This window comes from Halobacteria archaeon AArc-dxtr1 (genome assembly GCA_025517425.1).
Classification (GTDB): Archaea; Halobacteriota; Halobacteria; order Halobacteriales; family Natrialbaceae; genus Halostagnicola.
Window position 1 is genome coordinate 1,054,283 of sequence record JAOPJY010000001.1, and the last position, 13,991, is coordinate 1,068,273.

15 protein-coding genes are annotated in these 13,991 nt (G+C 62.0%); 9 read left to right on the plus strand and 6 right to left on the minus strand.

Translation table 11 applies throughout. The features are described 5' to 3' along the window. The first annotated feature begins 12 nt into the window (after nt 1-12). Nucleotides 13-1,788, plus strand: coding sequence for an archaeosine synthase subunit alpha (gene arcS / locus OB905_05415; protein ID MCU4925427.1), 1,776 nt, complete (start codon nt 13-15; stop codon nt 1,786-1,788). Between the two features lie 72 nt (nt 1,789-1,860). After that, the gene (locus OB905_05420) at nt 1,861-2,871 is read left to right on the plus strand and encodes a sodium:calcium antiporter (GenBank protein MCU4925428.1); all 1,011 of its coding nucleotides are present in this window, start codon (nt 1,861-1,863) and stop codon (nt 2,869-2,871) included. A 22-nt stretch (nt 2,872-2,893) separates the two neighbouring features. On the opposite strand, the gene OB905_05425 is transcribed toward OB905_05420, so the two are convergent. After that, on the minus strand, nt 2,894-4,579 hold the full coding sequence (locus OB905_05425; GenBank protein MCU4925429.1) for a helix-turn-helix domain-containing protein: 1,686 nt from the start codon (nt 4,577-4,579) through the stop codon (nt 2,894-2,896). After that, entirely contained in the window at nt 4,576-5,040 is a 465-nt protein-coding gene (locus OB905_05430; protein MCU4925430.1) for a response regulator, read from the minus strand. Before OB905_05430 ends, OB905_05425 begins: the two co-directional genes overlap by 4 nt. Before the next feature lie 582 nt (nt 5,041-5,622). Here OB905_05430 and OB905_05435 point away from each other — a divergent pair. The 4 genes from OB905_05435 (at nt 5,623) to OB905_05450 (ending at nt 8,464) form a co-directional block, all read left to right on the plus strand. Then, entirely contained in the window at nt 5,623-6,159 is a 537-nt protein-coding gene (locus OB905_05435) for a hypothetical protein (protein MCU4925431.1), read from the plus strand. Between the two features lie 408 nt (nt 6,160-6,567). Beyond that, nucleotides 6,568-7,089, plus strand: coding sequence for an archaemetzincin family Zn-dependent metalloprotease (locus tag OB905_05440; GenBank protein MCU4925432.1), 522 nt, complete (start codon nt 6,568-6,570; stop codon nt 7,087-7,089). A gap of 32 nt (nt 7,090-7,121) precedes the next feature. Continuing rightward, entirely contained in the window at nt 7,122-7,823 is a 702-nt protein-coding gene (locus OB905_05445) for an HAD family hydrolase (protein ID MCU4925433.1), read from the plus strand. Then, on the plus strand, nt 7,820-8,464 hold the full coding sequence (locus OB905_05450) for a class II aldolase/adducin family protein (protein MCU4925434.1): 645 nt from the start codon (nt 7,820-7,822) through the stop codon (nt 8,462-8,464). Before OB905_05445 ends, OB905_05450 begins: the two co-directional genes overlap by 4 nt. A gap of 22 nt (nt 8,465-8,486) precedes the next feature. Here the strand turns inward: OB905_05450 and pyrE are convergent, their stop codons facing one another. Continuing rightward, nucleotides 8,487-9,014 (minus strand): orotate phosphoribosyltransferase, encoded by a 528-nt coding sequence (pyrE, locus tag OB905_05455; GenBank protein MCU4925435.1) that lies wholly within the window; start codon nt 9,012-9,014, stop codon nt 8,487-8,489. 126 nt (nt 9,015-9,140) lie between these two features. Next, the gene (locus OB905_05460; GenBank protein ID MCU4925436.1) at nt 9,141-9,686 is read right to left on the minus strand and encodes a CDP-2,3-bis-(O-geranylgeranyl)-sn-glycerol synthase; all 546 of its coding nucleotides are present in this window, start codon (nt 9,684-9,686) and stop codon (nt 9,141-9,143) included. A gap of 146 nt (nt 9,687-9,832) precedes the next feature. Between OB905_05460 and OB905_05465 the strand changes: the two genes are divergently transcribed. After that, entirely contained in the window at nt 9,833-10,546 is a 714-nt protein-coding gene (locus OB905_05465) for a DUF502 domain-containing protein (GenBank protein MCU4925437.1), read from the plus strand. 530 nt (nt 10,547-11,076) lie between these two features. Continuing rightward, nucleotides 11,077-11,538 carry a hypothetical protein gene (locus OB905_05470; GenBank protein MCU4925438.1) on the plus strand — a complete coding sequence of 154 codons (462 nt, stop codon included), beginning with the start codon at nt 11,077-11,079 and terminating at the stop codon, nt 11,536-11,538. 287 nt (nt 11,539-11,825) lie between these two features. On the opposite strand, the gene OB905_05475 is transcribed toward OB905_05470, so the two are convergent. Together OB905_05475 and OB905_05480 are read right to left on the minus strand one after the other, a co-directional pair. Then, entirely contained in the window at nt 11,826-12,755 is a 930-nt protein-coding gene (locus tag OB905_05475; protein MCU4925439.1) for a branched-chain amino acid transaminase, read from the minus strand. Nucleotides 12,756-12,960: 205 nt separating this feature from the next. Next, complete coding sequence (locus OB905_05480) at nt 12,961-13,482, minus strand: winged helix-turn-helix transcriptional regulator (GenBank protein MCU4925440.1); 522 nt, start codon at nt 13,480-13,482, stop codon at nt 12,961-12,963. Nucleotides 13,483-13,632: 150 nt separating this feature from the next. On the opposite strand from OB905_05480, the gene OB905_05485 reads away from it, so the two are divergent. Next, nucleotides 13,633-13,983 (plus strand): hypothetical protein, encoded by a 351-nt coding sequence (locus tag OB905_05485; protein ID MCU4925441.1) that lies wholly within the window; start codon nt 13,633-13,635, stop codon nt 13,981-13,983. Nucleotides 13,984-13,991 lie beyond the last annotated feature (8 nt).

A 13,991-nucleotide genomic window follows, 5' to 3' on the forward strand; every position in this document is an offset into this window, starting at 1 on the left:
CCAGTTCGGCCAATGACCGACTACTTCGAAGTGCACGAGCGCGACGGGGCCGCTCGCGTGGGCGAACTCCGCCTCGACGAGCCCGTCACGACCCCGACACTCGTCGACGACGTGCTCGACGACGCCGGCTCGCTGTGGGCCCGCGAGCGCGCGCTCCCGGAGGGAGACGAGTCCCGCCTGACGGTCCTCCCCCACCGGGGGTTTCCCGGCGGGACCGCCGAGGAGGTTCGCGAGTCGTTCGCCGTGGAGTATCCCGACGTCGACTACCCCAGCGTCGCGGTTATCTCGAGTGAGAGCGCCGACGATGAGGGTACGGACGCCTACGCCGTCTCCGACGTCCAGTCGATCGTCGGCCACGGCGCGGCGCTCGTCGAGGCCGTCGTGGCCGTCCGCGAGGCGATTCCGGCCGACACCGCCCTCCTTTTCTCCGGTGTCGCGACGCCGCGAAACGTCGCCGTGCTCGCCTACGCCGGCGTGGATCTGTTCGACGCCACCGCGGCGGTCGTGCGCGGAACCGAAGGCCGGTACCTGACCACCGACGAGGCCTACTTCCTCGAGGATCTCGAGGAGTTGCCCTGTGCCTGTCCGGCCTGCCAGAAGCCACGCGAGGAGTTCACGCGCGAGGACTGCGCCGAGCACAACGAGAACGCGCTGCGAGCCGAGCTCGGGATCGTCCGCCGGCGCATCCATGACGGCCGCCTGCGCGATTACGTCGAGGGACAGGCCCGCCAGGACCAGTGGCTCACCGCCGCGATGCGCGAGTTAGACACCCAGTGGAGCTACGTAGAGGAGCGGACGCCGATCCTCCGCGATTCGGAGATCAGCGCCGCCACCGAGGACACCCTCCGTCGAGTCGAGATCCAGCGCTTCGCCGACCGCGTGACGACGCGCTACCGGAACCGCTTCAGCAATCCGCTCGTGCTCGTCCCCTGCTCGGCGACAAAACCCTACAGCGAGTCCCAGAGCCACCGCCAGTTCCACGACGCGATCCACTGGCGCGGACACACCGTCTCGATGACCAGTCCGATCGGCGTCGTCCCCCAGGAACTGGAGACGACCTACCCAGCCCAGCACTACGACACCGTCGTCACGGGCCGGTGGTCCGAAGACGAGAAACAGTTCGTAAGCGAGGTGCTGCGCCGGTACCTCGAGCGCAACGCCGACACCTACCCCTCTGTCGTCGCCCACGTCCCCGACGAGGGCTACCGCGACATCGTCTCCCGCGTCGAGGAGTCCTGGGAGGGCGAGGAGGAGCTCGACGTCACCTACACCGTCCCCGAGGGCGGTCACCCGACCGACGACGAGTCCCTCGCGAATCTCTCCGAGGCGCTCTCGGGCGAACTGAAGTACTCCAAACGCGAGCGCGAGCACAACACGGTCCGCGCCATCGCGGACTACCTGCTCGGCGACGGCGCCGGCGACGACCTCTTCGACGATATCCAGACGACGAGCCGGTACCCGAAGATCCAGGTTCGCGACCGTGAGGACACCCAACTGGCGACGATGGTGCCCCAGTACGGCACCCTGTCGTTCACGCTTGCTGGCGCAACGCGGTGGGTCGAGAGCGACGCACCCACGAAACGTGTCGAAATCGACGGCTTCGTCCCCCACGGCAGCGTGCTCGCGCCGGGGGTCGTCGACGCTGACGAAGACATCCGGGTAGGCGATGAGGTCGTCGTGGAGGGCCCGAAGGCGTTCGGCGTTGGCCGCGCCGAGATGTTCGGCCAGGAGATGGCCGAAAGCACGCGCGGGATCGCCTGCGAGATCCGCCACGTCGAGGAGCGCTAGCGCCGCATCGGGAGTCGACGCGATCGGAACTTCGGTAGTGACCTTCTTTTGGCCGGTCGGTGAAGCGGGGGTATGCTCGGGTTGGCGTGGTTGGGACTCCTGATCGTTGTCGCGACCGCGCTCATCTGGCGGGGGAGTCTCTACCTCGAAGGCGCTGCAGATCGACTGGCGCTGTACTACGGGCTGCCGGCGATCGTCCAGGGAGCCGTGATCGCCGCGGTCGGATCGAGCTTCCCGGAGCTGGCGAGCGTCGTGATCGCGACGCTTCGCTACGGTGAGTTCGAACTCGGCGTCGCGGCGATCGTCGGCTCGGCCGTCTTCAACGTCCTCGTGATCCCCGCAGCCGCGGCGCTGGCCAAGCGAGAGACCCTCGAGTCGAGTCGCGCGCTCGTCTACCGCGAGGCGCAGTTTTACATCATCGCCGTCGCAACCCTGTTGCTCACGTTCTCGCTGGCGACGATCTACTTCCCGACCGGTGGGACGGATCTCGGTGGGGAGATCACTCGCGCGCTCGCGCTGTTCCCGCTCGGGTTGTACGGGCTCTATCTGTTCATCCAGTATGAGGAGACGAGTGACCACACGCCGACGAGCGCGAGCCCCAGTGGCTCAGTCGCGACGCAATGGGGCCTTCTCGCAGTCGGACTCGTCTTGATCCTCGTGGGGGTGGAGCTGATCGTCCACGCGGCGATCGAACTCGGCGACGTCTTCGAGACGCCGTCGTTCCTGTGGGGGCTGACGGTCATCGCAGCCGCAACCAGCCTTCCAGATGCGATCATCAGCGTCCGGGCGGCCCGCAGCGGCGACTCGACGGTCAGCCTGGCGAACGTCTTCGGGAGCAACATCTTCGATCTGCTCGTGGCGATCCCGGTCGGCGTCCTCATTGCGGGCTCGACCGTCGTCGACTTCGGCGTCGCAGCTCCGCTGATGGGGTTTCTGATCGTCGCGACGATCGCGCTGTTTACCGCCGCCCGGACTGACTTCGAGCTGACCGACCTCGAGGCATGGAGCTTGCTCGGGTTGTACGCGCTGTTCGTCGGGTGGATGCTCTTAGAGAGTACCGGCGTGACAGGGGTTGTCCTCTAGGAGCGATTCGGCAGGCGCCGGCTCACTCGAGTACCGAACTGAAGAACTTCCGCTCTGCCGTCCGGAGGTGCTGATTGAACGTCGCCGGCGAGATGCCCATTCGCTCTGCGATCTCCTCGCCGGTGCTCTCACGTGGCCAGTCGAAGTAGCCAGCGGCGTACGCCGTCTCGATGGCGGCGCGCTGTTTCTTCGTCAGCTGTTCGTCGAGAACTGGAGCCGTGGAGGCGCTCGCGTCGTCGTGTCCGTCCTCACGCTGGTGTGTCCGCTGTGCGAGGTACGTAACGCCGGTGTGGCGCTCGCGAACCAGTTCGATGATGCGACGCGTGTCTCGTCCTTTCGGTAGGTGGACCAGAAATCGGAACTGGCCGTCGTCTATCGTCGCCTCGGCGACGCGACCGCCGTGGGTTGCAATCGTCTCGAACAACGAGATGGCGGCGGGAGTGACCATTTCGAATTCGAAGGAGTCGCCACCGCCCGAGAGGATTCGGGCGTCGGCGAATCCGTCGGCGCGCTCGACGGCCTCCCGAAACTCGTCTCGGTCGACGTCCGTCGCTGAGCCGTAGGCGAGTAGCGTCTCTGCACCCGAAATGAGTCTCTCGATCTGGATCGTCGCCGGTGCAGACTCGGAGAGTTCGACGAGCGGTTCGGCGACGCCGTCGACCCCGAATTCGAGTTCGACGACGGTGTCGCTCATCAGCGCCTCGCGGCGATCGATCGCCGCGATCGCGTGGCCGATAACCTCGCCCATCCGTGCGAGAACGGCGGTTTCGGGGCCAGTGAACGCAGTCGTGGAGTTGGCATAGATGTTCAAGACGCCATAGAGCATCTCGCCGTAGTCGACCGGAATCGCCGCCGACGAGCGGTAGCCACGTTCGAGGGCGTCCTCACGCCAGGGCTCGTAGGCTGGATCAGTTTCGATATCCTCGGCGATTTGCACGCGTCCGGTTTGGATGGCCTTCCCGGTCGGACCCTTCGCGGTCTGCCCGTCATTCGTAGTAATGACGACATCGTCGAGATAGTCGGCTTCGGCGCCGGCGCTCGCGCTCGGAGTGACCCGACTCGACCCGGGGTTGAGCGTGCCGATCCAGGCAAAGCGGTAGGCGTCGGAGGCCGCGAGCCGCTCGCAAACCCGCTGTTCCAGGGCGGCCCGCGTCTCGCTCGTGATGACGATGTGAGTGATGTCGTGGGCGATCCGGTTTAAATTGTTGAGCGACTTTAGTTGCTCCTGGCGTTCGCGACGCTCGCGGCGCTGTCGAGCGCGCTCGATCGCGTGGTGGATCGTTCGAACGAGCAGCGGACTCGACACCTCGTCTTTGACGAGGAAGTCCTGTGCTCCGCGCTGGATTGCCTGAATACCCACCTCCTGATCACGAAGGCCAGTCATGACGACGACCGGAACCGTCTGGGCCGCCCCGTTGACGGCCTCGAGGGTTTCGATACCCCGCGAGTCCGGCAGATTGAGGTCCAGTAGGATCACGTCAACAGGCGTCGTTTTTAGCGTCTCCAGTCCGTCTTCGAGACGCCGCTCGACCGTGATCGTTGGCTTTCGACTCTCGGTCTCGTCGGGATGAACGCGTTTGATGAGTTCGTCGTTGCGATCGAGCATCTCCCGGATGAGACGCGAGTCACCCGGATTGTCTTCGATCAGGAGGATCGAGATTGCAGACGGCTCCTGTTCTGCCTCGGTAGTGTCGGCACTTTCGCTCACGGCGACTCACCATCCGGTGGAAGTTGAACGGTCGAAAACCAGAACGTTTCGAGTGCACGAACGGTCTCGACGAACGCGTCCGGATCGACCGGCTTGGTCAGATACGCGTTCGCAGATCGGTTGTAAGAGGCGAGAATGTCCTCCTCTGCCTCCGAGCCAGTGAGGACAATAACCGGGATTCGACGCAGTGTATGGCTCGCTTCGATCTCCTCGAGTACCTCCTCACCGTTCATGCGAGGAAGGTTCAGGTCGAGCAAGACGACGTCCGGACGGGGGGCATCGGCGTACTCGCCGCGCTGGTGGAGGAAGTCAAGCGCATCCATCCCGTCGGTGACCACAGAGATGGTGGTTTGAATCGAGCTTCGCTCGAAGGCCTCCTGAGTCAGTCGCACGTCGCCGGGGTTGTCCTCTACGAGGAGGATGTGCGCTGCTTGTGCGTCCAGCGGTGCAGTGTCGGTCATCGATATCTGAGCGATCGTGGCATCGTTTCGGCGAGCCAGGCCAGGGCTGACAGCTCAGCGTGGCTCGGCCGGCCGGCGCGACGGGGACAGGATGGAGACGCCTGCAACGACCGCCGGGCGCTGCAAATGCCGGTGACCGATCGAACGAAATCTCCAGCGAACATCAGAATACCATGTATAAGGGAGTGAAGCGTCCTAAATGTACCGTCTCCACCAGTACGGATGGCGGACTGACTGGTGAGCCAGCCGTTCGCCAGAGATCGATTTTCCGCACGGTTGATTAGATATAGCACCATACGCTGTATTCAGCCGGAGAGGGCGACAAGAACCCCAGACGTGCGTGTGTCGTTGTAGTCGTTCACGGAGAGATCAGGTGTGAGACAGCACGCACAGAACGAGTGACCACACCGAGGAGGTCGTAGAACGGTTCCCACACCTATTCTTTGATTATCTCCGACGGTTAATACAGAAGAGGCACCTGTTATCAGGAGAGAAAACAACCCAATCAGCGACCGATAGCAGTTTCAGATTTCTTTCTCATCTTCCCGAAGTTGTAACTAGTCCTACTAGACATATCGAATAATGGTTTCCAGACGAACGGTAATCAGTTCCTCCGGCAGTGTGGTGTTTGGTAGCGTGCTGGCTGGCTGTCTTTCGGATTCGGACACCCTCTCAGCCGAACTCCTGCAACTCAAAGGAATCTCCGTCAGATGGGAGCACGAGAACCGCACCTATTCGGATCAACTACTCCAGCTTCACTCCGACGGCGAAAGCGAGATAACCGGACAAGTGACAACGGAGCACCATCACATTGTCTATTCCCCCACAGAAGTTACCATTTCTGAGGAGATCCATGAGACGTTAGAAAGCGAGTTTGAGGACGTTCGCTACGCAATTGGTGTGTGTGGCGACGAGATCGGCGACGACGGCTACGATTGTCGAAACGCACCAACGTCCAGAGAGGATTTCAATAGTGTTCAATTCGGTGATCGGGCAGACGTTACGATAGACAATAATCAGATTGACGTTCAAGACGTTGAGAGCAGCAATGTCGAAGACTGGGACACAGATATTAGCGAATTCGGATGGAGTGAGCGCCACGCAGAGCACGGACAATAAGTAACGATCAGAGATTCGGTTACTACTCCCCGCTCTATCAGACGTTCGTCTCCTCTGACAGACGTCCAATTCACACGCGGACTGGCCGCACTATTCTCCCGAAGACTGGGGAAATAATCCCTGAGGACGCCCCTATAGCATCGCTACACGCCTGCTGTAACCAACTGAACGACGAACACCGCCACACAGCTCTGAGGACGGTAGCCACGCTCACGTCCAAGACAGTTCGAGACGAAACGGCTGTTCCCTGCCACAGCGGCGATACGTCCCCACGAGAACACAGCAAGCACCGCTTTGTAAACCATATGACGGTATACCAAAACGAAGGAAGCAGGACCATCACCCATGAATTAGTACTGAGAGTGACGTGGCGGGACGTTTATGCCAGACGCGACCGTACTGCGGGCCATGCTCGTCGATATCGTGCCGGTGGGTAGCGTCCCCGCAAACGTAAAGCGGGCAGCGTCGAGCGCGCTGCGGTCCGTCTACGACTGTGACGTGACAGTTGGCGACTCACAAGCGGTGCCCAACGGCGCGTACGACGCAGAACGGAACCAGTACTGCGCGGAGACGTTTATCCAACTGGCCGAACGAGTCGGCCAGGGAGCGAAGAACATCGCAGTTACACCCCACGATCTCTTTTATCGACGGCGGAACTACGTCTTCGGGCTGGCCTATCTCGACGGCAGCGGTAGCGTGGTGTCGACCTATCGGTTACAGACCTCGAGCGACGGTGGCTTCTCGAACAAAAGCGCCGGCGACATCTTCGAAGATCGGGTCCGCAAGGAGATCGTCCACGAGATCGGTCACACCCACGGGCTCGAACACTGCGACAACAATCGGTGTGTGATGAACTTCTCGCCGACGGTCCGAGAAGTCGACATCAAAGAGGAGAACCTCTGTGGGAGCTGCCAACGCCTCGTCGAGTGAGCCGAACGAGCAATGATTGATCTGGTGAGGGGATGACGACGCAAATCGTTCTGTGCGACCTCGACAATACGTTCTACCCGTACGCACCCTGCAACGAGGCCGGGAAGCGAGCCGCCTGGCAGGCTGCTCGAGAGCGAGGATACGACCTCGATCGAGATGCCTTCGAGGAACGATACCAGGCGGGGCGCCGGGAAACCAAACGGGAAATCGAAGCGACGGCCGCGTCACACGAGCGAATGCTCTACGCGAAACGGGGGTTCGAGCAGTTCGACGACGACGTATCTTACGGAGACGTCCGTGCGATTGGAGAGGCCTACTGGACGGGATACAGAGCCGAGATGGAGCTCTTTCCCGACGTCGCGGAGACCCTAGCCGAACTTCAGGATCGGGGGGTCGCCATCGCGGTGGTGACGAACCTTACCACGCGCGTTCAACTCGCCAAGATCGAGACCCTGGAGCTCGATCCACACATCGATCTGGTCGTAACCTCCGAAGAGGTGGGGCGAGAGAAGCCGGCGTCGGTCATGTTTACGACCGCGCTGGCCCGACTCGACGGGCGCGTCTCGGAGGCGGTGATGATTGGCGACAACGTCGAGGCCGACATCGCGGGTGCGAACGCGGTCGGGATAGAAACCGTACTGTACAACGCCGACAGCGACGGCCCACTCGAGGGCGTTCGAGAGCCCGACCATCAAATACCTGACTTTTCGGACCTGCTGGCGGTGGTAGAATGACCGAGCCGCTGACCCAACAGCGCCGAGCCGTCGTCGAGCACGCCGCCACGCTGGCGGATCTGACGCCGGGCCGAACCGGAAATCTGAGCGTTCGCGACGGCGACGCCTTCGCGATTACGCCGACGGGGGTGGCATACGACGCCTTCGAGGTTGCAGACGTCCCCATCGTCGGTGTCGATGGCGAGCAGCGCGACGGACGGATGACTCCCAGTAGCGAAGTGCCAATGCACGCCGCAATCTACGATCACGCCCGCGAGGGCGTCGGCGCGATCGTCCACACCCACTCGCCGTGGGCGACGACGCTCGCAGTCGCCGGGGAGCCACTGGAACCGATTCACTACATGATCGTCGCCGTCGGGAAGCGCGTTCCCGTCGCCGACTACGCTCCGTACGGCACTGACCGACTCGCGAAGAACATCGTGCGCGCGATGGACGACGCCGACGCCACCGCGTCACTGATCCAGAACCACGGACTCGTCGTCACCGCCCCGGATATCGAGACCGCCCTGGAGAATACGGTGCACGTCGAGAGTCTCGCACGGATCTCTCTGCAGGCGCGGGCGGCCGGCCTGACCCCGGAAACGCTGACCGACGAGCAACTGGAGACAGTACTCGAGAAATTCGAGTCCTACGGGCAGTAACGGGAGGTACCGATGACTTCGTTCAGTTCCGATCGGCCAGCAACTCGCTCGCGGTGACGAGCGCCTCCATCTCGATTCCGGCGTCCTCGATGGTTTCGCGGCCACCGTCCTCGCGGTCGACAACGACCAGTGCGCGCTCGACGGTCGCCCCCGCTTCGCGAAGTGCCTCGACGGCGTCGACGAGGCTGGTTCCCGTCGTGACGATGTCCTCGACGACGACGACCTCCTGGCCCTCGTCAAGCCGGCCCTCGATGAGGTTGCCCGTCCCGTACTCCTTGCGCTGCTTGCGCGCGATGACGTAGGGAGCGCCCGCTGCGACGCTCGTCGCAGCCGCCAAGGGAACGCCGCCGAGGGCAACGCCGCCGAGGGTGTCGTCGTCGTCGAGACGGTCGGCGAACGCCGAGGCGATCAGGTCCAGACAGGTCGGATCGGTCTCGAAGAGATACTTGTCGACGTAGTACTCGCTCGTACCGCCATGTGAGAGTTCGAACTCGCCGAACTGGACGGCGTCTGCGTCTCTGAGGGCATCGATGAGCTCTTGGTTGGGCATTGGCGAAACTGGCGCGTCGAACCGAAATAAACGGTGTGAAACGCGATCAGTGGAACCGGGTGCGAGCCAGACGGGGTCCGTCGCTCCCAAACGCAGCGCAAAAGGTGGGTGTCAAACGGTGGGTGTCTACCAGGGTTCGTTCTTCAGCCCGAGCTTGTAGGCGATCATATTCGTCGAGACGTGCAAGATCGGCGTCAGGACGACGACGACGGCGATGACGTCCCAGGTGAAGACGTCGGTGAACCAGTCGGTCGCGAGCAGGGCGGTCAGCGGAAGCGAGACGACGACGAAATCCAGTTGATCCAGCCCGGGGAACATCGCGCCGCGCTGGCGACCAGTTCGGCGTTTGAGAAAGGAGGCCAGAATGTCGCCGAGCATCGCACCGGCGGCCAGACCGAGGGCGGCACGCGGCGTGAACTCGGGGACCGAGATACCGGTGGCGTCGCTGACGTCGCCGGCGACCAGGGTGAGCAGCCCGGCGAGGGCGAGCCCCGCGATGATACCGCCGGCGGTGCCCCGCCAGGTCTTTCCGTCACCGAGGATGCGCTTTCCACCCCAGTCCCGACCGCCGTCGATCGGGCGGCCGCCGCCGGCCAGCACCGCGGCGTTGTTCGGAACGTAGGCGGGCAACATCGCCCAGAAGGCGACGACAACCGTCTCGAGTACTGCCATGCAGGCGGCAACGAACCGCCAGCCCTTAATCGGGGCGATTCACTTCAACGCTGCCGGGGCCCCGTCCCAGACAGACGCGTCGGATCCGGGAGGTGTCGGGCCGATAAAAGGAAGCGCTCTTAATCCCGCAGCGTGAGGTGTATCCAATGACCTCCTGGAAGCGGGACTTTGCGAGTGGGCTCATCGTTCTGGGTCCGATCCTGGTCACGCTCTACATTCTGTACTGGGTGTACGGATTCCTCGCGGGGTTGACGCCCGGGGTGATCCTCGACGAGCAGGCGCTGATCTGGCTGATTCCCGGGGAAAGCACGGAGATGGTACAGTTGCGCGAGCAGGTCGCACAGCTGATCCGAGTGCTTGTTGCCCTGACGGTCCTCATCATCCTGATGCTCTCGGTGGGCTACCTGATGCGGACGACCGTCGGCGGACTCGCCGAGCGCGTCGTCGACGACGTCGCGAATCGGGTTCCGGTGATGCGTGTCGTCTACAACGCCTCGAAGATGGCCGCCGAAACGGCCTTCGGTGAGCAGGATTCCCTACAAAAACCCGTCAAGTTAGAGACGTGGGACGGGCTTCGAATGACAGCGTTCAAGACCGGGAAGATAGCCGACGACGGCCGCGAAGTCCTCTTCTTACCAACCTCGCCGAACATCACCACCGGGTTCGTCATCGAGGTGGAGTCGGATCGGATCACAGAACTCGACGAGGACGTCGAAGATGCCCTGACGCGAGTGCTAAGCGCCGGCTTCGGCGACGCCGAGCGCAACCGCGGGATGGACGCTGGCGTCTCGATCGACGTCGTCGAGGAGTCAGACGGCGAGAAGAAAGAGCGGAAGAAGGCGGACGCCGGCGACGACTAACAACGACCTTTTACGCTGCGTTCTGGAGCGACGACGCCAGCTACGCTGGCGCACGTCGCTCCGTCACTCGGCAAAAGCTCGATCAAAAGCACTCCTCTCTCCGTTCCGGACGCTCTTCGAGCGTCCTTCACATCGCTCGTCGGCCCGCTCGCTCGGCGCAGCCTCGCTCGCGGAGAACGGCGTCACTCGGGTTCTCCGAACCGCTCGTTCGCCGATGCTCGGAACGCGGATGGTCCGGAGCGTTCTGTCGTAAGTCCTCGAGTCACCCGTTTCGTCCGTTCGCCGTCCTACACCGCTTTTATATCCGATCTGTAGGTAACTCAGTTACCGGGCGGTTGAGAGTTCCTTGGCGAAAAGAAGCTGTTGAGGGATTCGAACATCGAAACACTCGAACTGAAAGTGGATACTATTCAGTGAATCGTTCAAACTCCAACTCAATTTGAAACGAGATCTGCGAGGGGGAGTGGTCGGTCAATAGAGGGAAACCACGTACCGAAGATCCATATGGGGTGAAGATGTTAGCTTATTGTATGAAACGCCGCCCCCTCATTGCTACCGTTCTCGGTGGAATAATCGGCACTGCAGGATGTATCGACGATTTATCCGAGAGGACTAATTCGGCGGGGTCACCGGAAGTGAACGCGGGGGAGCCAGAACTCACTCCCGGAGAAGAACATACGATCTTCATTGAAGCGGATAATGTGGAGTCACTCCAGATTCAATATGCAGATATGGAAAGCAGCGGTGTAATCCAATTTGATGCCAATAACGCCACACTCTCCCCTCAGCCAGATGCTGCAGAAGACGATAGTCTACCAATATGGCTGTGGGACAATCCGACGCCCGTTGAAATCGACGTTCCACTCCATATTGTGGACCATGCAGATCTTGGTGAGTATCACTACAAAGTTAGGGCTTCCCAGGGTAATGGAGAAAATAGGAAGTCGGTAAGTCCTGAATTCACGATCACTGTCGTTGAAGAAGAGCAGTGATCAGTACGCACAGTCTCTTTCGGGTGTTTCAAGCGAGAGTTAGATGAAAATAGTGACCAGGTTTGTTCGCAGTACCAGGCGGTCCATCGGTCAACAGAGGCGGTTCACATTGCACTCACCGCGAGCGAGGCTGCGCCGAGCGAGCGGGCCGACGAGCGATGTGGAGGACGCTCGAAGAGCGTCCGGAACGGAGAGAGGAGTGCTTTTGATCGAAATTTTGCCGAGTGACGACCGGCCGGTGCGCGTAATTCGCGCACCGGCCGGTCAGAACGCAGCGCAAAATTTCGTTAGACGTACGTGAACCACTCGTCGTACTCGTCGGTTCGGCGCTCGACGACCTCGAAGAACTTCGCCTGGAGTTCCTCGGTGACCGGACCGCGTGAGCCGTCGCCGATGACGACGTTGTCGACTTTTCGGATCGGCGTGACTTCGGCCGCAGAGCCCGTAAAGAACAGTTCGTCGGCCGTGTTGAGCTCGCCTCGCGAGAGCGAGGCGTTGTCGTGGACGGTGTATCCCAGGTCGCGTGCGAGCGTGATGACGGTGTCGCGGGTGATGCCATCGAGAATCGACTCGGAGAGGCCGGGCGTGTAGAGTTCGTCGTCGCGGACGAGGAAGATGTTCTCGCCGGGACCTTCGGCGACGTTGCCCTCCTTGTTCAGGACGATCGCCTCGGCGTAGCCGTTTCGCCGGGCCTCCTCGCCTGCGAGCAAGCTGTTGACGTACAGCCCCGTCGTCTTCGCGTTGGTGGGGATCTGGCTCGAGGCGTGTTTTCGCCACGAGGAGATCATCACGTCGATACCCTGTTCTAAGGCCTCCTCACCCAGGTAGGCGCCCCAGGGCCAGACGGCGATCGCCGTCTTGGTGGGACAGTCTTTCGGGCTCACGCCCAGAGAGTTGTAGCCGTAGAAGGAGATCGGACGAACGTAACACGACGCAAGGTCCTGTCGGTGGATGAGCTCGATCGTCGCGTCGGTGAGCTCGTCGTGGCTGTAGCCGATGTCCATCTCGTAGGGCTTTGCCGACTGGTAGAGGCGCTCTAGGTGCTCAGGCCAGCGAAAGAGGGCCGGTCCCTGCTCCGTGTCGTAACAGCGTGCGCCCTCGAAGACCCCGCTCCCGTAGTGGAGCCCGTGTGTGAGCACGTGAATCTGCGCGTCGTCCCAGTCGACAAACTCACCGTCCATCCAGATCGTGTCGACGTCCATCTCGTCGAATCCCATATGCCTCGGAGAAGGAACCCACTGTACTAAGTATTCGTGATTTGCGGGGCAAGTGCTTGTGAGACGGAGAACAGATAGCGGAGGAGCCGTCTAGAATGGACGGTGATCGTCCGAACACAGTCGTAGTGGCGACGAGCCGACATCGACTCGATCGTGACCCCGACAGTGCCGAGACAGTCGACTCGGGTGTCGAAACGGTCGGTGGCTACGCTCGATCTCCCTCGAGTAAGTCGTCGACCAGCCGGGTAAACCGATCGAGCAGCCGGTCAGGAACCGTCGGACGGACCGTCCGCAGCAGCGTCGCCGTCCGTTCGGGGTCTGCGAGTCGAAGCCGGACGCGACCGCTGTCGTCGTAGGTCTTTGTGACCGCCTCGTGTTCGACCAGCCGGTCGAGATGGTACTCGAGCGTACTGCGGGCAATCCCCAGGGCGTCGGTGACCGCCGCCGGACTGGTTGACTCGTGCTCGAGAAGGTAGACGACGATCTCACGGGTCGTCTCCCGGCGAAGTAAGGCAAGCACGGCGCGTTCGCGCTCGTCATAGACGGGCGGAAAGTAGTGGGTCCGACCGTAGAATTCGCTGCGAACGAGGTCACCGTCGTCGACCAGCCGGCGGACGTGGTACTGGATCTGGCCGGGGGCGAACGCCGACTCTCTGACGAGTTCGTTGAAGTGGATGCCGGCATTTCCGTGGACGTGTCGCTTGATCCGTCGGCGAGTATCTGTCATACGGGAACTGTCGCGCGGTTCGCGCTATACCAAAGTTCGGAGCCTCGGCTTCATAACGAATTCCGTTCGTTCCCACCAGCTGAGAACGAACGTGTCCAATCGGTGACCGAAGCGAATAGGTACCTCTCGGAGAGAGCTAGCGTATCGGCAATGGAGCATACGAACCCTGTCGAGCTTGGGTGGCTGGATCCGCAACTCGCACCGGTACTCCTGGCTCTGATTGTGCTCGCCGGGATTGGGACCACAGTGCTGTTCGTCTGCGGACTGGTCGCGTACTCGCGGCGTCGGTCCACCCGCTATCTGCTGATCTCGATCGTTCTCGGTCTGCTCGCGGTCCGGTCGGTCGTCGGGCTCGGAACAGTCTTCGGGTTCGTCCCCATGGCGGGTCACCACCTGATCGGGCACGGGATCGACTTCACGATCGCGGTGTTGATCCTCTACGCGGTTTACCGCAGTGGCTCACGAACGAGAGAGGGGCGTCGACAAACGGGTGGCGACTGACGCAGAAG